The organism is Ornithinicoccus hortensis (assembly GCF_006716185.1).
Classification (GTDB): domain Bacteria; phylum Actinomycetota; class Actinomycetes; order Actinomycetales; family Dermatophilaceae; genus Ornithinicoccus; species Ornithinicoccus hortensis.
The window spans coordinates 2,805,321-2,826,304 of sequence record NZ_VFOP01000001.1; the positions used below are offsets into that span (position 1 = coordinate 2,805,321).

The following is a 20,984-nucleotide window of genomic DNA, read 5'->3' on the forward strand; positions in this document are numbered from 1 at the left end:
GACACGGTCACCCCTGGGACACAGTCACCCCTGGACACAGTCACCCCTGGGAGCCCTCCTCGGCCGCGGCAAGCCGCGCGGACTGCTGCGCCACGAGGGCCCGCAGCGCCAGGTCCACGTGGTCGACCACGAGCCGGCGCAGCGCCGCGGGCGCCTCCTCGTGCGCGGCCAGCCACTCCTTCCCCGCCACCACGACCGGGTGCTCCACGGGCCGCCGAAGGGCCCCCTCGGCGAGGTCCGCCCGGGGAAACAGCCCGTTGACCAGGATGGTGGCCATCGTCATCGAGCGGCTCTCCCACCACCCGGTCAGGCTCGCGAAGTAGGCCTCGGCATACTCCGCGGCCGCGGCCGCACCGGCCGGTTCGGCGAACCCTGCGACGAGCGCCCGCAACTGGTCGTTGGTGACGGACTCGTCGGTGGTGGCCCGTTCCCAGGTCTGGCGGCGGGCGGCGGCACCCGGCCGGCTAGCGACGGCCCGCAGGTAGAAGGTCCGCCCGGTCATCGTGTCGTCGTCGGCCAGTGCCGCGTCCAGGTCCACGAGCGCGATCGCGTCCTGGGCGGCCAGGGCGCGGCGCGCCGACCAGCGCAGGTCGTCGTCCACGTCCAGGCCCTCGGGGACCCTGCTGCCGTCGAGCAGACCGCGCAGGTCGGGCACCCCGTCGGCACAGGTCGCGGTGGCACCGATGAGGGCCTGCGCCCACACCTTCTGCAGGTCCGACCCGGCGGGTGCCTGGGCGAGCCCGGAGCGGGCGGTCGCGACCAGGTGGGCCCGCAGCTCATCGCGCTGCTCGGCCGGGGCGTAGACCTCGACCGCCTGGGCCGCGGTCCCGAGGGCTGTCGCCACGATGGAGGCGTCCTGCTCCGCCAGGACCTGCGGCAGCGCGCGGAGGAACTCCCGGGGAGGCAGGTTCCCGTCGCGCAACGAGTTCCAGGCGATCGACCAGAGCAGTCCCCGGGTCAACGGCGACTCGATGCTCGCCAGGTGGTCCCGGACGACCGCCGCCGAGTGCGGGTCCAGGTGCACCTTGGCGTACGTCAGGTCGTCGTCGTTGAGCAGGACGAGGTCCGCGCGGTGGCCGGCTGCCTCCGGGACCTCGGTCATCTCGCCCACGACGTCCTGTTCGATCCGGGCGGTGCGCACCAACCGGTCGTCCACCAGCTCGTAGAGTCCCACCACGAGCCGGTGCGGTCGGTCGATGCGCTCGCCCGAGGAGAGCTCCACAGCGGTATGCCGGATCACCAGGCGGGTCAGGACCCCGTCCGCGCCGCGCTCCGGGAACGGCTCCAGCTCGGAGATCCCGGCGAGCTCCAGCCAGGCACCGGCCCAGCCCGACAGGTCCCGTCCCGAGGCCCCCTCGAGGGCCGCCAGGAGGTCCTCGAACTCGGTGTTGCCGAAGGCGTGGTCGGCGAAGTACCGGCGGGCCCCGGCGAAGAAGGCCTCCTGCCCGACGTAGGCCATCAGCTGCTTCAGCGCCGAGGCGCCCTTGGCATACGTGATGCCGTCGAAGTTCTGCCGGGCCGCCTCCAGGTCATCGACCCGGGCGACGACGGGGTGCGTCGTCGGGAGCTGGTCCTGGCGGTAGGCGAAGGTCTTGCGGTCGGAGGCGAACCGGGTCCAGGCGTCGGTGAACTCGGTGGCCTCGGCCGCAACGTGCCAGCCCATCAGGTCGGCGAAGGACTCCTTCAACCACAGGCCGTCCCACCAGCGCATCGTCACCAGGTCGCCGAACCACATGTGCGCCATCTCGTGCAGGATCGTCGAGGCCCGCCCCATCAGGTGGGGCCTGGTCGCCTTCCCCCGCGGGAGGTACTGCTCGGTGAAGGTGACCAGCCCTGGGTTCTCCATCGCCCCGATGTTGTATTCCGGCACAAAGACCTGGTCGTACTTGCCCCACGGGTAGGGGTAGCCGAAGGCCGCGTCGAAGAAGTCCAGGCCCTGCCTGGTCACCTCCAGCAGCGCCTCGTGGTCGAAGTGCTCGACCATCGAGGCCCGGCAGAGGACGCCGAGCTCGATCTCCTGCGCGGACCCGTCGGCGCGCCGGACCGACCAGGTGTCGCCGAACCGTCGGTAGGGACCGGCCGCGACGGCGGTGATGTAGGTGGACAGCGGCGGCGTCGGCGCGAAGGTGACGGTGGCCAGGGCCCCGGAGCCGTCGGTGGTCCGGGAGGCCTCCGGCTGTCCCGACACGATCTCCCAGTCCGCCGGGGCGGTCACCACGAAGGTGAACGCGCCCTTGAGGTCCGGTTGCTCGAAGTTGGCGAAGACCCGCCGGGCGTCGGTCGGCTCGAAGTGGGTGTAGAGGTAGGTCGCGCCGTCCACCGGGTCGGTGAACCGGTGGAGCCCCTCGCCGGTGCGGCTGTAGGCGCACTCGGCCCGCACAACCAGCTCGTTGTCCGGCGCGAGCCCGGTCACCGGCAGCCGCGCCCCGTCGTAGGTGGAGACGTCGACCGGCTCCCCGTTGAGGGTGGCCCCGAGCACCCGGTCGGCGATCAGGTCGACCCAGGTCTCCGGACCCGAGGAGGTGAAGGCGATCGTCGTGGTCGAGCCGTAGCTGTCGACGTCGGGGTCCGCGGCCCGGGCGAGGTCCAGCTCCACCCGGTAACTCTGGACCGAGACGGTCTGCGCACGGGCGGCACACTCGGCATGGGTCAGGTTGGTCGTGGGGGTCGTGGCAGTCACGACGGACCAGTCAACCATCCCCGCGCGGTCCCCGGGCGGCTCACCCTCCGACCGGCCTGTCGTGGCGGATCTGCCGCCCCCGGGCTACAGTCGGGGGATGCACCACCAGCAGCGGACGACCACGCCGGATCCTCTCCGGCGCTGACTTGCTGCACCCAAGTCCCAGGCCCCGGAGCGTGACTCCGGGGCCTTTCCCGTCCCTCCTCGCGCTCCACCCACCACCAGGAGCACGAAATGCCCGACCGACCGTCCGACGAGCCGCTGGACCACCGCGACCTCAACCACGACCTGCGCGTCTTTGCCACCGACCCCGCCATCGGTTCGGGGTTACCCCTGTGGCTGCCCGCTGGGGCGACCATCCGCCACGAGCTGGAACGGTTGGCCCGTGACATCGCCCGGCGGGACGGGTGCGAGGGGGTCTACTCCCCCGTCCTGGCCAAACGCGCCCTCTTCGAGCAGTCCGGGCACTGGGACAAGTTCCACGAGGACATGTTCCCGCCGATGTCGCTCGGCGGGGGTCCCGACGGCGAGGACCTGGTCCTGCGCCCGGCGAACTGCCCGCACCACGCGAAGATCTACGCCTCCTCCCGGCACTCCTACCGGGAGCTGCCGGTGCGCCTCAACGAGTTGGCGCCGATGTTCCGCGCCGAGCGCTCCGGGGTGCTCTCCGGCCTGAGCCGGGTCCGCCAGATCAACCTCGACGACACCCACGTCTTCTGCCGACCGGACCAGGTGGCGGCCGAGGCCGCGCGGGCGCTGCGCTCGGCACTGGAGGCGCAGCGGATCCTCGGGATGCGGGTCGACTACGTCCGGCTCTCCCTCGGCGACGACAGCGGGGCCTTCCTGGGTGCGCCCGAGCAGTGGGAGCACGCCGCCGCGGCGCTGCGGGAGGCCGCGGCCGAGGTCGACCTCGATGCCCTCGGTATGCCGTTGCACGAGGTCGGGGGCGAGGCCGCCTTCTACGGGCCCAAGCTGGACCTGCAGGTCCGGGACGGGCGTGGCCACGAGGAGACCATCGCGACCGTGCAGCTCGACTTCGTGCAGCCCGAGCGCTTCGACCTCGGCTACGACGCCGCCGACGGCAGCCGGGCACGCGTGGTGATGATCCACCGCGGCACCGTCGGCTCGATGGAGCGTGTCGTGGCCGCGCTGCTGGAGCGCTACCAGGGGCGGCTCCCGCTCTGGCTGGCGCCGGTCCAGGTCTGCGTGCTGCCCGTCTCCCCCGACCAGGACGGACCCGCCCGTGACCTGGCCGAGCAGCTGCGGGGAGCCGACCTGCGGGTCCGGGTGGAGCACGAGGGGACCCTCGGGGCGCGCATCCGGTCCGCCCGGGTGCGCCGGGACTGCCTGGTCGCCGTGCTCGGGGCGCGCGAGGTCGCCTCCGGCAGCGTCGGGGTGACCGACGTGGCCGCCGGCTTCCGCGGCCCGGTCGGGCGGGAGGAGTTCCTGCGGATCCTGGGCCGGGCGTATGCCGCACGGCTGCCCCGGGTGCCCTGGCAGCAGGCCGGCTGACCCGGCGACCCCACTGCATACCAAAGTAGGGTGCCCGGCCGGAACAATCTCGCCCACGGGCAACGTTGAGCCGTCGGCTAACGACTTTCCAGCACTCATCCACGAGGGATTCCCATGGCTTTGACGACCCCGGAGACGGTCGCTCCGGACCGCGCGCCGATCGTGCTCACCCAGCGCACCGTCTGGTTCATCTTCGGCGCCCTGATGGCGAGCATGTTCCTGTCCTCGCTCGACCAGTCGATCGTCGGCACCGCGATGCCCACCATCGTCGGGGAACTCGACGGTGTCGCCCACCAGGGCTGGATCATCACGATCTACATCCTGGCCGTGGCGATCGTGATGCCCCTCTACGGCAAGGCCGGTGACCTGTTCGGTCGTCGCTGGCCGTTCCTGATCGCGATCACCCTGTTCACGGTCGCCTCGGCGGGCGCCGGGTTCGCCGGGACGTTCACCGAGCTGGTGCTGTGGCGCGGCGTGCAGGGCCTGGGCGGCGGCGGCCTGATGATCCTGTCCCAGGCGATCATCGCCGACATCGTCCCGGCCCGGGAGCGCGGCAAGTACATGGGCCCGATGGGTGCCCTGTTCGGCATCGCGGCGGTGGCCGGGCCGCTGCTCGGCGGCTGGTTCACCGACCACCACGACTGGCGCTGGGCGTTCTGGATCAACATCCCGATCGGCATCGCCGCGATCGCGATCGCCTGGGTCGCACTGCGGCTGCCCAGCCACCGTGCCGCCAAGCGGCTCGATATCACCGGGGCCACCCTGCTCGTGCTCGCCGCGTCCTCGATCGTGCTGATGACCAGCTGGGAGAGCCTGAGCGGCGCCGGCTACGACTGGTCCGACTGGCGGCTGCAGGGGTTGGCGGCGCTCACCGTGCTGTCCATCGCGATCTTCATCCCCGTCGAGCAGCGCGCCGAGGACCCGGTCCTGCCGCTCCACCTGTTCAAGAACCCGACCTTCACCCTGACCACGACGATCGGCCTGGTGATCGGCATGGGCATGTTCGCGGCGCTTGGCTTCCTGCCGACCTTCCTGCAGATGTCCAACGGCGTGGGGGTCACCGCCTCCGGCCTGCTGCTGATCCCGATGATGGTCGGCGTCATGGGCACCGCGATCTGGTCCGGCTTCGCGATCACCAAGAGCGGGCGCTACCGCCGCTACCCGATCACCGGGATGGCGATCGCCACCATCGGGCTGATCTGGTTGACCCAGCTGGACGCGCAGACCCCGCTGTGGCTCTTCGGCATCATGATCTTCGTGCTGGGCGCCGGCCTCGGGCTGGTCATGCAGACCATCGTGCTGGCGGTGCAGAACGCGGTCGACCCGCACGAGCTGGGCACCGCCACCAGCGCCAACAACTTCTTCCGCGAGATCGGCGCCGCGGTCGGCATCGCGCTGTTCAGCAGCATCTTCACCTCCCGCCTGGTCAACAACCTCGAGGGGGTCTTCGCCGGCGCACCCACCCAGGGCGGCGGGGCCGGCGCGGACTCGTTGACGCCGGCCATCGTGAACAGCCTGCCCGAGCCCTACCACTCGGGTGTCGTCGAGGGGTATGCCGACGCGCTCGCCCCGTCGTTCTGGTACCTCGTGCCGCTGCTCGCCCTCGGCTTCCTGCTGACCCTCTTCCTGAAGGAGATCAAGCTCTCCGACATCGCGGGCATGGTCGCCCGCGGCGAGGCGGTCACCGAGGACCAGGTCGGCGGCGAGACGGTCGCCGGGCAGCAGGTCGGGCAGGCGGCACCGGAGGATCCCTCGGACGCCGAGGTCATCGACGCGATGGAGCAGGACGTCAACCGCCGGGGCCGCCACCGGGCCTGAGCCGTCAGACCAGCTGGCCCCCGTCGGCGACGACCCGGCCCGCGTGCACGACGGTGCGGCCGGCGGGCCGGTCCATCACCGCCGAGGTCGGCGTCTCCGCGTCGACCAGCACGAAGTCGGCGCTGTCCCCCTCCCGGACCTCCCGGTGGGACAGGTCCGTCGGGTCGGTGGGCAGCCGCGGCGCGACCGGGTCGAGCACCGCGCGGCCGCCGAGCGTGGCGACCTCCAGGCAGCGCTCGATCATCCGGTCGGCCCGCAGCCCGCCGGTGAAGGCGAGCTGCCAGGTGCGGTCGAGCATGTCGGCGTTGCCGTAGGGCGACCAGTAGTCGCGCTGGCCGTCCTCCCCCAGCCCGACCCGCACCCCGGCCGCGAGCAGCTCGGCCAGGGGCAACACCTTCGGGCCCGCCGGAGCGACGGTGGTCACCGCGACGTCCTGCTCCACGAGGCCCTCGACCAGCCGGCTCCTCGTCGCCGCGTCCACCTGGCCCAGCGCGAAGGCGTGCGCCAGGGTCACCCGTCCCCTCATGCCGGCGGCCCGGGTGTGCTCCAGGACCAACTCGGTGCTGAAGGCGCCCAGGTCCCCGGGCTCGTGCAGGTGGATGTCGACCGGCACCTGGTGCTGCTGCGCCAGGTCGAAGACCGTCCGCAGGTGGGTCCTCGGGTCCCGGTCCAGCGAGCAGGGGTCGATCCCGCCGACCACGTCGGCCCCGGCCTCCAGCGCCGCGCCCAGCACCTCGACGCTGCCCCGCTCACGCAACAGCCCCGCCTGGGGGAAGGCGACGATCTCGATCTGGCAGCGGTCGGCATACCGCTCCCGCGTGGCGAGCACCGCCTCCAGCCGCTCCAGCCGGCAGTCCACGTCGACCTGGGCATAGCTGCGCATCCGGGTGGTGCCGCGGGCGATCATCATCTCGACCGTGGTGGCGACCCGCTCGGTGATGGGCACCTCGGCGTCGCGCCAGTGGGCGCGGTCGTTGAGCATCATCGCCCAGACGCCGGGCGCCCCCGTGTGCGGCCGGAACGGCAGACCCAGCCGGGTGGAGTCCAGGTGCACGTGGACGTCGGCGAAGCTGGGCAGCAGCAGGCGACCCCCGCCGTCGAGCACCGTGGTCCCGGCGGCGGGCTCCCCCGCCGGGTCAGCGTGCTCGGACACGCCCGTGACGACCCCGTCGCGGACCGTGATGTCGTACAGCGGCCCGCCCCAGGGCCGGACCGCACGGATCAGCCGAACCACGGCTCCTCGGCCTCCTGGTAGGTCCCGTCCTGCAACGCGATGTCGAGCCAGACGTTCACGAGCTGCTGCCAGGCCACGTCACCGTGCGGCAGGAGGTAGCCGTTCTGGAAGAAGGTGAAGGGCTCGTCGGGGTTCACCGCACACAGCTCGTCCTCGGTGTGCGCCACCCACTTGGTCTCCGAGGCGTCGGTGACCATGACGTCGGCATCGCCGGCGATGATCTGGTCGAAGATCGTGTTGTTGTCGTCCCACTTGGTGATCTCGGCGTCGGGGAAGTTCTCCTCGGCGAACGCCTCGTTGGTGCCGCCCACCGGCGTGATGACGCGCACCCCGGCGGTGTTGATGTCCTCGATGGTCTGGTACTGCTCGACGTCGTCGCAGCGAGTGATCGGTGCCTTGCCGTCCTGCACGGTCGGCTGGGTGAAGAAGACCTGCTGGGCCCGGTCGGTGTTGAACGAGATGCCCCCGGCCGCGAGGTCGCACCCGGCGTCCAGGTCGGTGATCAGGTCGCCCCACGTGGTCTGGACCATCTCCACCTCCACCCCGAGGTGGTCGGCGAGGTCCTGCGCCATCGTGACGTCGATGCCGCTCCACTCCCCCGTCTCGGGGTCGAGGTAGGTGTAGGGCCGGTAGTCGCCGGTCGAGCAGACCCGCAGCACGCCCGAGTCGAGCACCTGCGCCATGGTGTCGGGGGCGGCCGACGCGCTTTCCTCACCCGGCGCGGCGGTGGCCTCCCCGTGGTCAGCGGCGCCGTCCGCTTCCTCCTCCGCGTGCCCGGCGTCCGCTGCGGGGCCGGCGTCGAGGCCGGGGCCGTCCTCGCTGAGCGCGCAGCCCGTGAGGCCCAGTCCCGCCCCCAGCAGGGTGAGCGTCGCCAGGGTGCTGCGGGTCCGGTGGTGTCGCACGGTGCCTCCTACGGCCTCGGGTGGGGGGCCCACGCTAGTCGACGCCTAGCTGTACCTAGCCGTGCGGGTTGGAGGTCTTGCCGTCCAGCCAGAGCACGTCGGTGGCGTCCCGGTGGGTCCCGTCGGTGCCCACGTGCTTGTCGCTGATCTGCACGCCGTGCTTGATCACGTGCCACAGCGCCATCGCGTGCCCGCGCCCCACGTCGTAGTCCTCCTTCAGCCAGGCGGCGACGTCGCCAGCCCTGGTCTCCGGGGAATCCAGGCCCCGGCCGTGGGCGATCTGCACGAGTTCGCGGGGAGTCTTGCCGGTCTTGGTCTCGAGTGCGTCGAGGTATGCCTGGAAGGACACGGTGCGCCTTTCGGTCGGTGGGCCTGCGTCGAGCGGTCTGACCCGGGACGGTGCCGAAACTCATCGCCAACACATCGCCCCGGCGTCCTGGGAGGATGGTGCCGTGGAACGCACCCTCGTCGTAGTCCGCCACGCCAAGTCGGACTGGGACGTCCCGGCCGGTGACCGGGACCGCCCGCTGTCCGCCCGCGGTCGCCGGCAGGCCCCGGAGGTGGGCCGCTGGCTCGCCCGGCACCTGGGGAGCCTCGACCTCGCCGTGGTCTCCGTCGCCGCCCGCGCGCAGCAGACCTGGGAGTTGGTCGCCGGGCAGCTGCCGCAGCCCCCGGACGCGCGCGAGGAGGAGGACGCCTACACCTTCAGCGGGGACGACCTCGTCGACCTGGTGCGCGACCTGCCCGCGCACGCCGGCCGGGTCGCCCTGGTCGGCCACAACCCGGCGGTCGAGGAGCTCGTGGCCCGCCTGACCGGGGAGCCCGTCCGTATGCCGACCGCTGCACTGGCCGTCGTCGCCCTACCTGCGTGGGGTGCCGGTCCGGGACGGGGCCGGTTGCGCGCGGCCGGGCGCCCGGCGGACGGCGAGGTCACGCTCGCCGACTAGATGAGTAAGTCCAAGTCCAAGGGGGGCAGTGACTGGTGTGATCGGTGTGGGCGCATGTGATTTGAGGGCATGACTGTCCAGAGTCGGCGTTGTCATCCAACGTCGAACCTGGAGGTCCTCGTGGACGCCGATCTGGACACCCTTGCCACTGGACTGTATATGACGACCGATGATCTACTCGCTGCTCACCCGTGGTGTCCCGCCCCGTCCGGCCGTCGGGATCGCGCCGGATCAGCGATGCTGAGGTTCTGACGATGGCGGTGATGCAAGCCCTGCTGGGCTTCACCAGCGAGGCTCGCTGGCTGCGGAACGCCCGGGCGCACCTGGACGCGCTGTTTCCGTCCCTGCCCAGCCAGTCCGGGTACACCAAGGGGCTATGTGAGTTCCCTCCGACCATGTCCTGGCTGGTCAGCCGACTAGCCGCGGTTACCAGCGTGGCCGACGACGCTGTGTGGTTGTCGACTCCACCCCGGTTGAGTGTGACCGCTCCCGAGAGACCACCCGCCGCAGCGACCTGGTCGGCTGAGCCGAGTACGGTTACTGCGCCTCCCACTCCCGCTTCTTCTGGGGGCTGCGCCTGCACCTGGTCGCCACCGTGCACGGGCTCCCTATCGCCTCGGCCCTGACCGGGGCCAAGGCCGACGAACGAGCGACACTCAACGATACCCTGGCCGCCCGGCCCGCCCCGGCAGCAGTGTTCTCGTTCGCTCCGACCTCACGCGCAGCCGCTCGGACGTTGCCGTCCTGGCGGTCCAGCTCCGTCAAGAAAGTTTCCTTCAAGTCATCCAATGACACGATCCCCGCAACTCCCTGAAGAACAGGGTGCGGGGATCACTAGCACCCGCGCACCGGGCGGGGCCATTCCTTCACCACCTACACGTCATCACCGATCACGACGCCACCGTCCTCACTCGCGGCCGGCAACACCCTCAGCCGTGCGAATCGGGCACACTAACTGCAGTGTCACCGATAGCGTGATACCGCACCTCAGACGGTCAAGGTCACGATCAGGCCACGTTCTCCCCATGTGATGGCAAGAACGGCAATTTGCGCTAGGTTCAGCAGCATGACCCGTCAACGTCGTCGGATGAGTACCCGACTGGCGGCCCTGGCGCTGTTGGGAACGTTAGTTATCCCTGCCGTTGCCAGCGCTTCGACCGTTCCGCCTTCAGGCACCCCCGCCAGGGCGCCGATGCACTCTGGCGGCAACGCCCCAAACGACTCTCTTGCAGACTCGTCGTGCACATGGCAGCACAACAATGGGAACTGGCCCGCCGAGATCCGCGTCCATATCGCAGCAGGCACAGCGCCGACCCCGTATCCGAACTACGACATTGTGGACTTTCCCGCTGCAGTTGTACGAGATGGCCGAACCTACAGCTTCCAGGGACGCATACGGGATGCCGTGAGCCGCTGGGACACCAGTTTGGGGTCAACGGCGGCTGGGGCAGCTGGCTTCAATTATACGAACGGGGAACTAGCCTTCACTGGAACCTTGGCCAATGACCGAGTCGTGGTGTATCACTATAACCCGACGCAGCGCACTCCCGCGGACCCGCCTCTAGCCGCTGGCAATGACTATTGGCGTACTGGTGGTGTGGCCGCTCACTGGATTTGGCAGGGACGCACGAGCAGCACCATCCCCTCGTGCACCCCACGGATTACGACGCACACGAGGCTACTCCGTGCCGCAATATATGTTCCCCAGTACAGCAACTGGCACACGGCCGCGGAACGCAGCGCATGGGAGAACTGTGCTGCGCGAGATGCTGCAGGTCCCTATCTATGTCGCAAGGACTATGACCTCCAGGAGTCGGTTCACCACGAACTCGGCCACACGCTTGGCCTTGTTCACGCTACAGGCACAGTGCCCAGCACCTGGGCTCACTGCGGGGAACCTACCGTCGATCGGGGGTCAGGAGCTGCTCCGAGGTACAGAACGAGTGATCGATCCGTCATGTGCGCCGGGCCGAAACCCTTCGAGACGGCGCGCCGCACGGCAGCTCACCTGCACAACTATGAGAGTCGCACCATCTCGAGACAGGGGAGGGATCAGCTGTGAGACTCCTAGCGCGAATAGCCGCCTGCGGCATGCTCATGATCTCGGCCGTCGCGTGCGGAGACGTCTCTGACGAGGTAGGTCAATCTTCCGTCAACTCTGCTGGAGAAGATCAGTCAGACCGCTCCGCTGATCCGGATGCCCAGGACCCAGGCGATCTGATGTGTGGATCGAGTGGTGCGGGCGATGTCAACCCCGAGGACTTCCGGGGCACCGAGCAGCTGTCATCGAGCTCTGAGGAGGCGGCGTCGCGGTACCTGGAAGACACACGGGACTTCTACGAGAACGACCCCGGGGGAATCGCACAGGTTGAAGCTGGCCGTCGCTGGATCACGCGCGTCGAAGGAGGCACACCCCTCACCGCCGAAGAGTTGCAGGCCGGGGCAGAGGCTGAGCTCCAAGCGGCCGCCACGTTGCGAGGGGCGCAGGCGTTATCTGAGGCATTGGAACGCGGCACGGTAGTCATCGAAGAACGTGACGATGGTTACCTGGACCTCACTACCCCGAACGAGTCGACCACCTTTGCCTACCTGACCCTGGCCTTCGTGCCAGGAGACGGCGGCGGGTACATGGGCGTGGAGTTCGGCTACGAGTTGCCCGCCCTAGAGTGTGACCGCGCTCCCGAAGACTAGGCTTCACGACCGTCTCCGGCAGTCCCTTAGTTGCCCCGGGGACCGCCTCACCCGAGCGTGGTGCGCAGCTGCCCGATCCCCTCGATGGTGCTCACGATGACCTCGCCGCGGGACAGGTAGCGCCGGGGCTTGCGCACCGCGCCGACGCCGGCGGGGGTGCCGGTGAAGATCAGGTCTCCGGGCAGCAACCGCACGATGGCGGACAGCCGCGCGATCAGGTCGGCCACCGGGAACACCATGTCGGCCGTGGTGCCGTCCTGCAGCACCTCCTCCCCCGAGCTGCAGCCGATGGCCAGCCGGTCCCGGTCGGCGAACTCCTCGGGGGTCACCAGCACCGGCCCGACCGGGGAGAACCCGGGATAGGACTTTCCCATCGAGAACTGCGGCGGCTTCCCCCGGAACTGGACGGCCCGCTCGCTGAGGTCCTGTCCTACGGTGAGCCCGGCGACGTGGTCCCAGGCCCGGTCGGCGGAGATCGCGTGGCCCTCCTGCCCGATGACGACCACCAGTTCCACCTCGTAGTCGCAGCGGTCCGACGGCAGCCGCACCTCGGCATACGGGCCGGTCACCGAGGAGGGGAACTTGGTGAACACCATCGGCTCCTCCGGCAACTCGAGCCCGGCCTCCTCGGCGTGGTCCCGGTAGTTCAGCCCGATCCCGAACACCTGGGGCGGACGCGGCACCGGCGGGCCCAGCCTGGCCGGGTCGAAGGGCTCGCCCGCCGAGGGATCGACATCGGCGGCCCACTGCACGAACTCGGCCCAGCGCTCGAAGACCGCCTGCGGGTGCGCCCCGAACCTCCCGTCGCTGGCGCGTTCGACGTCGGTCGCGTGCTCACTGTCGGGGTCGACGAGCACCAGCCGTCCGCCCAGGTTCCCGATCCGCATACGAACTCCTCCTCTGTGGTCAGGTCCGGCACCGACCCGGATGCCGGTATCGGCGTCCGCGGCGTGCCCTGCGTGGCCATCCTCTCCCGACCCCGCTGGTCGCCCTCGCAGGGCCCGTGGGACAGTGCTGCCATGGAGAAGTCCTCACTCACCGCGCTGGCCCGGGAACAGCTGCGGAAGGCCACCGCCTCCAGTGCCGGCCGCAGCGCGAGCACCGTCTACGGCGGGCACGAGCACGTGCTCCGGCAGACCGTCATCGCGCTGGCCGGCGGCCAGCGGCTGGAGGAGCACGAGAATCCCGGCGAGGCGACGGTCCACGTGCTGCACGGCCGGGTGCGCCTCGGCGCGGGCGAGACCACCTGGGACGGGACACCGGGCGACCTGCTCGTCGTGCCGCCGGCCCGGCACTGGCTCGAGGCGCTGGAGGACTCCGCCGTCCTGCTCACGGTGGCCAAGACCGGCTGAGCCGCCGGGCTACACCGGCTCCGGCACCAGCGTGAGCAGGGCCCGACCGGCCAACCCCACGGACCGGGACAGCGTGTCGCGGAACTCCGCGTCGAGCTCGGGCAGGTGCTGCAGCTGCCACAACACCTCGGTGTTCACCCACGCGGCGTCCCGTGCCCGGCCGATGCTCCACGACCCGACGAGCGTCAGGACCGGCGCCAGCTCCCGGTCGACGTCGAGCGCGATGCCGGACAGGAAGGACTGCCGGACCTCCTCGTGCCCCTCGGCCAGGACCTTGGTCACCAGGTCGTAGTCGGCGCGCACCCCAGGATCGCCCGGGTCCTTGCCCAGTTGCCGGCAGGTCTGCACGACGGCGACCGGCAGGTCGTGGTTGATGTGCGCGTTCATCCCGGCGATCGCGAACTGCACAGGCACCAGGGGGGCGTCCCTGGACTCGAACAGCGGCGCCCAGCACCTCGGCACGTCCTGCCCGCTGCCCCGGACCGCGTCCAGGTAGAGGTGGGCGAAGACGATGTCCAACCGGGTGATGAACTCCCGGTCGCCGAAGGTGCCGTCCTCGATCCGGGCCGCGACGAGCTCGGTCACCCGCAGGTACATCCGGTTGAAGTGCCGTATGCCGTCGCCCGGCTCCAGCGTCCCGTCCACCGCGCGCAGGGCCTCGATCACCGCGGCGACGGAGGCGAGCTGGTGCGGTGGTGGTTGCACACGCCCCGGCGTGGGGCGCAACCGCCTCCGCACACCGGCCAACAGGTCACGCCATCCCATGGCCGATTCGACCACTCCGGCGACGTCACCACAAGGGCCCGTCGGGGCGCCGCGCCGTCAGGGCGCCGCGGTCTTGGCGGCGCTCAGTCCCGTGACGGGGCGTGGATCCCGGCGAGCATGCACCGGGCGGACCCGCCGGCGTGCTCGATGGTGGGCACCTCGACCGGCAGCACGGCATGGACCGCCTCGAGCTGTCGTCGCTGACGGCGGCGCAGCGAGCGCCACCCGCGGGCCGAGATCACCAGCGCCGGGTGGTCACCGGCCCAGACCTCCAGGGCGTTGCCAGCGAACTCCCGGACCTGCTCCGCGGTGATCGCCAGGACAGTCCTGCCGGACCCCTCGAGCTCCTCGACCAGGCGGCGCCGCTGGTCCTCGTCGCGCACCGTCTCCAGGGCGACGATGGCCACCCGTTGCCCGACCGACATCATCACGTTGGTGTGGTAGATCGGGACACCCTGCCGGTCGGTGGCGTCGAACAGCACGGGGCGGTAGCCGTGGTCCAGGCAGAACAGCTCCACCAGCTGGGGGTCGGCGCGACCGGACCGGCAGACGTAGGCGATCCGGTGGACGTGGTCCAGCACCATCACCCCGGTCCCCTCCAGGAAGCAGTCGATCTCCTCCCACAGGCTGTAGTCCCGGGTGCGGGAGATCTCGTAGTGCCGGCACAGCTCGTGCACGATGTCCGCGCGGCGCTCCAACCGGCGCACCGAGGCCCGCATCGGGTAGAGCGCCAGGCTCCCGTCCGGGTGCGTGGTGAACCAGTTGTTCGGGAAGACGGAGTCCGGCGTCCGGCGCTCCAGGTCCTCGAACAGGTGCACCCGGACACCCTCGTCCTGCAACCGCCGCGCCATCGCGGTGACCTCCCGGTAGGCGGCACGGGCCACCTCGTCGGGGTCGCCCGGGGGCACGGTCATGAAGCCGTTGTCCACCAGCGTCTGGGGGTTGGGGGTGAAGAAGTGCGGTCGCACCATGACGACGGCGGCCGGGGTCTGCAGCGGTGCCCGGGCGCCCTGCGGGGCGGGCGACGTCGGCGCCTGGCCGGCCCCTGGGCTCAGGGGCGTGCTCGGCGTCCTGGGTCCGTAGGTCGAGAGCGTCATGATCCGGATGCTAGGCCAGCCGTGCTGCCAACAGAACGGCATACTCACACCGCAATCCCTCGGCATACTGGTCATTTTGCGGCAGTTGATGTACAGATTGGTCATGCGAGGTCTCGACGACATCGACCGGGCACTGCTGACCCGGCTCCGCGACGACGGCCGGGCGTCGGTCTCCTCCCTGGCCCAGGACCTCCACGTGGCGCGGGGAACGGTGCAGACCCGGCTTACCCGGCTGCTCGACGAGGGCGTGATCCGGAGGTTCACGATCGAGCTCGACCCGGACCACGAGCACCAGACGGTGCGCGCGGTGGCGATGGTCCAGTTGCAGAGCGTGACCACCACGGTCGTGGCCAGGGCCCTGCAACGGATCCCGGAGGTGGCCGAGGTGCACACCACCAACGGCGCCTGGGACCTGGTCACCGAGCTGCGCGCGGCGACCCTCGAGGACCTGGACCGTGCCCTGGTCGAGCTGCGGGCGGTGCGCGGGGTCAGCAACACCGAGACCTCCATCCTGCTGCGCACCTACTGACCGATCTCACGGTCGGAAGGTGACATTTATCAATGGCGCGCGCGGCGTCCGCCTCCCTACGCTGAACGGGCAAGCGGAGGGGACAGCCGATGGGAGAGCACATGTCAGTGCAGGATGCGCAACCAGCCGCGACCAGCGGTCCCGACACCGGGGACGTCCTCGTCGTCGAGGGCCTGCGTCGCCGGTTCGGCGACCTGGTCGCGGTCGACGGGGTCGACTTCCGGATCGGGCACGGGGAGACCTACGGGTTGCTCGGCCCGAACGGTGCCGGGAAGACCACGACCATCTCGATGGTGGCCGGGCTGATCCCCGCCGACGAGGGCACGGTCACCGTGGCCGGGCAGCTGATGGGCCCCCGCAGGGTCGACCCCAAGCGGCACATCGGCCTGGTCCCGCAGGACCTGGCGATCTATCCGGAGCTGACCGCCCGGGAGAACCTGACCTTCTTCGGCAAGCTCCAGGGCATCACCGGCGCCGACCTGAAGGGCCGGGTGGCCGAGGTGCTCGAGCTGATCGGACTGACCGACCGGGCCAAGGAGGCCAGCAAGAACTTCTCCGGCGGCATGAAACGTCGCCTAAACATCGGCATCGGCCTGTTGCACCAGCCGAGCCTGCTGATCCTGGACGAGCCCACGGTCGGGGTGGACCCCCAGTCCCGCAACTCGATCCTGGAGTCGGTGGAGGCGCTGTCGGGCGAGGGCATGGCGGTGCTCTACACCACGCACTACATGGAGGAGGCCGAGCGCCTCTGCGACCGGATCGGCATCATCGACTCCGGCACCATCCAGGCCGAGGGCACCCGGGAGGAGCTGATCCGGCTCACCGGCGGTGTCGACCAGATCCGGCTCAGCGGGTCGGGCGACGTCGCGGCGGCGGCCGAGGCACTGCGCGGTATGCCGAAGGTCGAGCAGGTGGACGCCGACCGGCACACGCTGCGCCTGACGGTGCGCGAGGCGCCGACGGCGGTCGCCGACATCGTCACCGGGGCGAGCGCGGCCGGGATGAGCCTGAGCGACGTGGAGATCAGCCGGCCCAACCTGGAGTCGGTCTTCCTGCACCTGACCGGCAAGGCGCTGAGGGACTGAGATGCGCGCACTCCTCACCATGACCGGGTCGGACCTGCGGCAACGCATCCGGGACCGGTCGGTCATCATCTTTGCGGTCCTCGTGCCGCTGGCGCTCATGTTCGTCCTTGACCTGGTGGTCGGCGACGCCACCGACAGCGAGCTGGAGCCGATGACGGTGGCCGCGTCGGCCCCCGCCGACGACGAGCTCGCCGCCGCGCTGGTGGAGGTCCTCCCCCAGATCGAGGGACTGGACATCACCGTCGAGCAGGTCGACGCCGACCGGGCGCGGTCGATGGCCGAGGACGGCTCGGCCACCATCGGGTTGCTCGTGCCGGAGGGGTTCGGCGCCGGGCTCCAGTCCGGCGACGGGATGGACGTCACCATCATCGAGGGCGACTCGGCCGGCCTGGAGGGTCAGATCCTGACCTCCATCGTGACCGGCACGGTCGACCGTTTCGGCGCGGCGGCGGTCGCCACCCGGGCCGGGGTCGCGGCCGACGTGCCACCGGCTGACCTGGCCGCCATCGGCGAGTCCGTCGCCGCGGCCGAACCCTCGATCACGCTGACCGAGGGCCAGGCCTCCACGGAGCAGCTGGACGGCTCGGGCACCCTGGTCGCCGGTCAGGCCGGCCTGTTCCTGATGTTCACCGTCGGATTCGGCGTGCTCTCCCTGCTGTACGAACGCGAGCACGGCACGCTGGCCCGGCTCAAGTCGATGCCGATGAAGCCGGAGCTGATCATCGCCGCCAAGGCCGCGGTGAGCTTCGTCCTCGGGGTCGTCGCCACGACCATCCTGCTGGTCGCGGGGAGCCTGCTCTTCGGGGTCAGCTTCGGATCCCCGGTCGCCGTCGGCGCGCTCGTGCTCGCCGTCGTGCTCGCCTCGACGTCCCTGATGATGGTCGTCGCCCGGGTCGCCAGGACCTCCGAGCAGGCCAACATCGCCCAGTCCGTCCTGGCCATGGTGCTGGGGATCGCCGGTGGCGCATTCTTCCCGATCGCCGCCAGCGGCCCGGTCGGCACGCTGCTCGACCTGAACCCGATCGCGGCCTTCATCCGCGGCCTGGGCATCACCGCCGGCGGCGGGGGCCTGACCGACATCGGTATCCCGGTGGCCATCATGCTCGCCTTCGCCGTCGTGGTGACCGTGCTGTCCCGGCTGGTGCCGGAGAAGGGAACGGCGCTATGAGACCCGTCCTCGCCGTCGCGGGCGCCGAGCTGCGCCGCTTCCTGCGCGACAAGTCCAACATCTTCTTCGTCTTCATCTTCCCGCTCCTGCTGGTCCTGGTCCTGGGGTCCCAGTTCGGCGGGTCCGGCGGCAACGGCAACGTGACCATCGCCGGGGAGGCCGGGGACCTGCGGGAGGCCATCACCACCCAGCTGGAGTCCCAGGACGTCGGCGTGCAGACCGCCGACCACGCCACCACGTTGGAGCAGGTCTCCCGGGGCCGCACCGATGCCGGCCTGATCCTGCCCGACGGGGCCGAGGCGGCCTACCAGGCCGGCGACCCGGTCACCCTGGAGGTGGTTCCGGGGTCCGGGGCCAACGGCATGGCCACCCAGCAGCAACTGACCCTGGCCGTGGGCGCCCTGCAGCTCCACGAGGCCCAGGTCACCGCGCTGACCGACCTCGGGGTCGACTCCGACCGGGCCCGCACCGAGCTGAGCACGGCCGCCGACCAGGTCACCCTGCCCGGCGTGCAGGTCCAGGACGTCGACGAGGTCGCCCAGGAGTTCGCGGGCGTCGGCAAGTTCGACGTGGGAGCCTCCTCCCAGCTGCTGCTGTTCGTCTTCCTCACCTCCCTGGCGGGGTCAGCCACCCTCATCCAGTCCCGCAGCGAGGGGGTCATCGCCCGCTCCCTGGCGGCCCCGGTCAGCAGCACCCAGGTGCTGCTCGGCCAGGCCGCGGGCCGGTTCGTCATCGCCGCCTTCCAGGGCATCTACATCATGGTCGCCACGGGACTGTTGTTCGGTGTCAGCTGGGGCAACCCGGCGCTCTCCGTCCTGGTCCTGCTCTGCTTCAGTGCGGTCGCCGCCGGCGCCGCGATGCTCCTCGGGGCCTCGCTGGACAACGCCGCGGCCGCCTCCGGGGTCGGGGTCGGGTTGGGCCTGGTGCTCGCCGGGATCGGCGGCGGGATGGTCCCGTTGGAGATCTTCTCCGACACCATGCGCCAGGTCGCGCACTTCACCCCGCACGCCTGGGCCTACGACGCGCTGGCCAAGATCACCCGCCACGACGCCGGGCTGGTCGACATCCTGCCCGAGCTCGGGGTGCTCGTCGGGATCGCGGCGGCGGTCCTGCTGCTCGGCACGTGGGCGCTGCGCCGCAGCGTCGCCCGCGCCATGTAGGAGCGGGCCTCGGGGAGCCGGGCCCGGTTGCCGCGCAAGCTCGGCTCCCCGATCTCTTGACAACGACGCGAGACTCCCCCAAACTCTGACATACGGAATACAGTTCTCGCATCGCGAAAGCAGACACCATGTCGCTCCAGCAGTTCAACGACGCACCGCTCGACGAGGCGACAGCCACCGTCAGGGCCTGCCTCGACATCCCCCGGTGGGTAGAGGCGGTCGTGTCGGGACGACCCTACCGCTCCGCCGACGACGCGGTCGCGGTGGCGCAGACCGCTGCCGACCCGTTCACCACGGACGAGGTCGACCAGGCGCTGTCGCACCACCCCCGCATCGGGGAGCGTGCCGAGGGACAGAGCCGCGAGGCCTCGCTGTCCCGGTCCGAACAGGCCGGGCTGGGCCTGGACGACAGCGTCCAGGAGCGACTCGCGGAGGCGAACCGGGCATACGAAGAGCGGTTCGACCGGGTATTCCTGATCCGCGCCGCCGGACGCACCGCCGAGGAGATCCTCGCCGAGTGCCGCCGCCGGCTGGACAACGAGCCGGAGCAGGAGGCCCGCGAGGTCGCGGACCAGCTCCGCCAGATCGCCGTCCTCCGACTGCAGGGAGCACTGTCATGAGTTTCGTGACCGCCCACGTCCTCGATGCCACCGCCGGCACCCCCGCCCGTGGCGTCAGCGTCGTCCTCGCCGATGCGGAGGACCAGGTGATCGCCGAGGCGGTCACCGACGACGACGGCCGGGTCAAGGACCTCGGCCCCGAGACCCTGGGATCCGGGCACTACCGGATCACCTTCGGGACCGGCGACTACTTCGCCGCCCGGGAGAGCGCCACCTTCTACCCGTTCGTGCGGGTGGACTTCGTGGTGGACGAGCAACAGGCGCACTACCACGTGCCGTTGTTGCTCAGCCCGTTCGCCTACTCCACCTACCGAGGCAGCTGAACCAGGAGCTGTCACCCCGCCCGACGAACGGCGTTCGCCGGCGCGGTGACGGCGGCCGCCGCAACCGCACCGAGCGCAGCCATCGCGCTGCAGACAAAGGAGTCAGAAGATGAGCAACGTCACCCTCACCGGCAGCCAGTACGGCAAGGCGGAGAACCGCCTGGTCCGGATCACCCGGGACACCGACCGGCACGAGATCGAGGACCTCAACGTCACCTCACAGCTGCGCGGGGACTTCGACGCGGCGCACTACGAGGGCGACAACAGCCACGTGGTCGCCACCGACACCCAGAAGAACACGATCTTCTCCTTCGCCCGCGACGGCATCGGTTCCCCCGAGGAGTTCCTGCACCGCCTGGCGGAGCACTTCACCTCCTCCTTCGACTGGGTCTCCGGTGGCCGTTGGGCTGCGGAGCAGTTCGGCTGGTCCCGGATCGCCGACCACGACCACACCTTCTACCGCTCGGCCCCCGAGGTCCGCACCGCCGTGCTCGTGCGCGACGGCGACGACGAGACCTACATCAGCGGCTTCTACGGCCTGACCGTGCTCAAGTCCACGGCGTCCGGGTTCGTCGGCTACCCGAAGGACCCCTACACCACGCTGCCGGAGACCGAGGACCGCATCATGGCCACGGACATCGCGTGCCGCTGGCGCTACAACACCTCCGACGTCGACTTCAACGCCTCCTACGAGGCGATCAAGAAGACGATCATGGAGGCCTTCGGCGCCGAGTACTCCAAGGCCCTGCAGCACACGCTGTTCCAGATGGCCGAGGCCGTCGTGGAGAACCACCCGGAGGTCGACGAGATCCGGTTCTCCTGCCCGAACAAGCACCACTTCACCTCGGACCTGAGCCACACCAACCAGGACAACCCGAACGTGGTCTTCTACGCCGCCGACCGCCCGTACGGCCTGATCGAGGCCAACTTCGCCCGCGAGGGCGCGGCCACCAAGGACGAGGCCTGGGTCGGGATCGCCGGCTACTGCTGAGCCGCGGCGCTCGGCATACGTCCGTACGGCAGACCGAGGAGGCCGGGCCCCACCACCGGGGCCCGGCCTCCTCGCGCGCTCGTTCGGTGCACTCTGGGACGGATCAAGCC

General features: G+C 70.5%; 19 protein-coding genes and 1 pseudogene. 13 read left to right on the forward strand and 7 right to left on the reverse strand.

Annotated elements, in window-relative coordinates; all coding sequences use genetic code 11:
* Window positions 1-40: 40 nt before the first annotated feature.
* Complete coding sequence (gene pepN / locus FB467_RS13085) at window positions 41-2,680, reverse strand: aminopeptidase N (RefSeq protein ID WP_228393200.1); 2,640 nt, start codon at window positions 2,678-2,680, stop codon at window positions 41-43.
* A gap of 234 nt (window positions 2,681-2,914) precedes the next feature.
* Here pepN and thrS point away from each other — a divergent pair, with 234 nt between their 5' ends.
* The gene (gene thrS, locus FB467_RS13090) at window positions 2,915-4,192 is read left to right on the forward strand and encodes a threonine--tRNA ligase (protein ID WP_141785491.1); all 1,278 of its coding nucleotides are present in this window, start codon (window positions 2,915-2,917) and stop codon (window positions 4,190-4,192) included.
* A gap of 114 nt (window positions 4,193-4,306) precedes the next feature.
* A complete protein-coding gene (locus tag FB467_RS13095) occupies window positions 4,307-6,010 on the forward strand; it encodes an MDR family MFS transporter (RefSeq protein WP_141785492.1) in 1,704 nt (567 codons plus the stop codon).
* A gap of 4 nt (window positions 6,011-6,014) precedes the next feature.
* Here the strand turns inward: FB467_RS13095 and FB467_RS13100 are convergent, their stop codons facing one another.
* Genes FB467_RS13100 through FB467_RS13110 form a run of 3 tightly spaced genes read right to left on the reverse strand, consistent with a single transcriptional unit; the run spans window position 6,015 to window position 8,495 of the window.
* Window positions 6,015-7,244, reverse strand: coding sequence for an amidohydrolase family protein (locus tag FB467_RS13100; protein WP_141785493.1), 1,230 nt, complete (start codon window positions 7,242-7,244; stop codon window positions 6,015-6,017).
* Complete coding sequence (locus tag FB467_RS13105) at window positions 7,232-8,146, reverse strand: transporter substrate-binding domain-containing protein (protein ID WP_228393201.1); 915 nt, start codon at window positions 8,144-8,146, stop codon at window positions 7,232-7,234. The genes FB467_RS13100 and FB467_RS13105 overlap by 13 nt, the downstream gene beginning before the upstream one ends.
* Window positions 8,147-8,201: 55 nt before the next feature.
* The gene (locus tag FB467_RS13110) at window positions 8,202-8,495 is read right to left on the reverse strand and encodes a DUF4287 domain-containing protein (RefSeq protein WP_141785494.1); all 294 of its coding nucleotides are present in this window, start codon (window positions 8,493-8,495) and stop codon (window positions 8,202-8,204) included.
* Window positions 8,496-8,598: 103 nt separating this feature from the next.
* Here FB467_RS13110 and FB467_RS13115 point away from each other — a divergent pair, with 103 nt between their 5' ends.
* The 3 genes and pseudogenes from FB467_RS13115 to FB467_RS13120 all read left to right on the forward strand — a co-directional run bounded on the left by FB467_RS13115 (window position 8,599) and on the right by FB467_RS13120 (window position 11,784).
* The gene (locus FB467_RS13115; RefSeq protein ID WP_170230713.1) at window positions 8,599-9,093 is read left to right on the forward strand and encodes a SixA phosphatase family protein; all 495 of its coding nucleotides are present in this window, start codon (window positions 8,599-8,601) and stop codon (window positions 9,091-9,093) included.
* A 120-nt stretch (window positions 9,094-9,213) separates the two neighbouring features.
* A pseudogene (locus tag FB467_RS19540) lies at window positions 9,214-9,784 on the forward strand (transposase family protein); the annotation flags it as partial.
* A gap of 1,400 nt (window positions 9,785-11,184) precedes the next feature.
* Window positions 11,185-11,784, forward strand: coding sequence for a hypothetical protein (locus FB467_RS13120; protein ID WP_141785496.1), 600 nt, complete (start codon window positions 11,185-11,187; stop codon window positions 11,782-11,784).
* 47 nt (window positions 11,785-11,831) lie between these two features.
* On the opposite strand, the gene FB467_RS13125 is transcribed toward FB467_RS13120, so the two are convergent.
* Entirely contained in the window at window positions 11,832-12,671 is an 840-nt protein-coding gene (locus FB467_RS13125; protein ID WP_141785497.1) for a fumarylacetoacetate hydrolase family protein, read from the reverse strand.
* Between the two features lie 132 nt (window positions 12,672-12,803).
* On the opposite strand from FB467_RS13125, the gene FB467_RS13130 reads away from it, so the two are divergent.
* Window positions 12,804-13,136, forward strand: coding sequence for a cupin domain-containing protein (locus FB467_RS13130; protein WP_141785498.1), 333 nt, complete (start codon window positions 12,804-12,806; stop codon window positions 13,134-13,136).
* Between the two features lie 9 nt (window positions 13,137-13,145).
* On the opposite strand, the gene FB467_RS13135 is transcribed toward FB467_RS13130, so the two are convergent.
* Window positions 13,146-13,841, reverse strand: a complete 696-nt coding sequence (locus FB467_RS13135; RefSeq protein WP_228393202.1) for a DUF5995 family protein — start codon at window positions 13,839-13,841, stop codon at window positions 13,146-13,148.
* A 143-nt stretch (window positions 13,842-13,984) separates the two neighbouring features.
* A complete protein-coding gene (gene ctlX, locus FB467_RS13140) occupies window positions 13,985-14,998 on the reverse strand; it encodes a citrulline utilization hydrolase CtlX (protein WP_141785500.1) in 1,014 nt (337 codons plus the stop codon).
* 103 nt (window positions 14,999-15,101) lie between these two features.
* On the opposite strand from ctlX, the gene FB467_RS13145 reads away from it, so the two are divergent.
* From FB467_RS13145 to pucL, 7 genes are all read left to right on the forward strand, one after another.
* The gene (locus FB467_RS13145; protein ID WP_141785501.1) at window positions 15,102-15,527 is read left to right on the forward strand and encodes an Lrp/AsnC family transcriptional regulator; all 426 of its coding nucleotides are present in this window, start codon (window positions 15,102-15,104) and stop codon (window positions 15,525-15,527) included.
* Between the two features lie 101 nt (window positions 15,528-15,628).
* A complete protein-coding gene (locus FB467_RS13150) occupies window positions 15,629-16,612 on the forward strand; it encodes an ABC transporter ATP-binding protein (protein ID WP_141785502.1) in 984 nt (327 codons plus the stop codon).
* Window position 16,613: 1 nt separating this feature from the next.
* A complete protein-coding gene (locus tag FB467_RS13155) occupies window positions 16,614-17,780 on the forward strand; it encodes an ABC transporter permease (RefSeq protein WP_228393203.1) in 1,167 nt (388 codons plus the stop codon).
* Window positions 17,777-18,940 (forward strand): ABC transporter permease, encoded by a 1,164-nt coding sequence (locus FB467_RS13160; protein ID WP_141785503.1) that lies wholly within the window; start codon window positions 17,777-17,779, stop codon window positions 18,938-18,940. Before FB467_RS13155 ends, FB467_RS13160 begins: the two co-directional genes overlap by 4 nt.
* 128 nt (window positions 18,941-19,068) lie before the next feature.
* The gene (gene uraD / locus FB467_RS13165; RefSeq protein WP_141785504.1) at window positions 19,069-19,560 is read left to right on the forward strand and encodes a 2-oxo-4-hydroxy-4-carboxy-5-ureidoimidazoline decarboxylase; all 492 of its coding nucleotides are present in this window, start codon (window positions 19,069-19,071) and stop codon (window positions 19,558-19,560) included.
* On the forward strand, window positions 19,557-19,883 hold the full coding sequence (gene uraH / locus FB467_RS13170) for a hydroxyisourate hydrolase (protein WP_141785505.1): 327 nt from the start codon (window positions 19,557-19,559) through the stop codon (window positions 19,881-19,883). The genes uraD and uraH overlap by 4 nt, the downstream gene beginning before the upstream one ends.
* A gap of 109 nt (window positions 19,884-19,992) precedes the next feature.
* Window positions 19,993-20,874: a factor-independent urate hydroxylase gene (gene pucL, locus FB467_RS13175; RefSeq protein WP_141785506.1), complete on the forward strand. Its 882-nt coding sequence runs from the start codon at window positions 19,993-19,995 to the stop codon at window positions 20,872-20,874.
* The last annotated feature ends 110 nt before the right edge of the window (window positions 20,875-20,984 follow it).

What these genes read in the sequence shown, in the direction of transcription:
- ctlX (WP_141785500.1), bottom strand. Translation starts at nt 14,998, where the DNA reads ATGACGCTCTCGACCTACGGACCCAGGACGCCGAGCACGCCCCTGAGC.
- uraH (WP_141785505.1), top strand. Translation starts at nt 19,557, where the DNA reads ATGAGTTTCGTGACCGCCCACGTCCTCGATGCCACCGCCGGCACCCCC.
- FB467_RS13120 (WP_141785496.1), top strand. Translation starts at nt 11,185, where the DNA reads ATGCTCATGATCTCGGCCGTCGCGTGCGGAGACGTCTCTGACGAGGTA.
- FB467_RS13130 (WP_141785498.1), top strand. Translation starts at nt 12,804, where the DNA reads ATGGAGAAGTCCTCACTCACCGCGCTGGCCCGGGAACAGCTGCGGAAG.
- FB467_RS13125 (WP_141785497.1), bottom strand. Translation starts at nt 12,671, where the DNA reads ATGCGGATCGGGAACCTGGGCGGACGGCTGGTGCTCGTCGACCCCGAC.
- thrS (WP_141785491.1), top strand. Translation starts at nt 2,915, where the DNA reads ATGCCCGACCGACCGTCCGACGAGCCGCTGGACCACCGCGACCTCAAC.
- FB467_RS13155 (WP_228393203.1), top strand. Translation starts at nt 16,614, where the DNA reads ATGCGCGCACTCCTCACCATGACCGGGTCGGACCTGCGGCAACGCATC.
- uraD (WP_141785504.1), top strand. Translation starts at nt 19,069, where the DNA reads ATGTCGCTCCAGCAGTTCAACGACGCACCGCTCGACGAGGCGACAGCC.
- FB467_RS13160 (WP_141785503.1), top strand. Translation starts at nt 17,777, where the DNA reads ATGAGACCCGTCCTCGCCGTCGCGGGCGCCGAGCTGCGCCGCTTCCTG.
- pucL (WP_141785506.1), top strand. Translation starts at nt 19,993, where the DNA reads ATGAGCAACGTCACCCTCACCGGCAGCCAGTACGGCAAGGCGGAGAAC.
- FB467_RS13095 (WP_141785492.1), top strand. Translation starts at nt 4,307, where the DNA reads ATGGCTTTGACGACCCCGGAGACGGTCGCTCCGGACCGCGCGCCGATC.
- FB467_RS13145 (WP_141785501.1), top strand. Translation starts at nt 15,102, where the DNA reads ATGCGAGGTCTCGACGACATCGACCGGGCACTGCTGACCCGGCTCCGC.
- FB467_RS13150 (WP_141785502.1), top strand. Translation starts at nt 15,629, where the DNA reads ATGTCAGTGCAGGATGCGCAACCAGCCGCGACCAGCGGTCCCGACACC.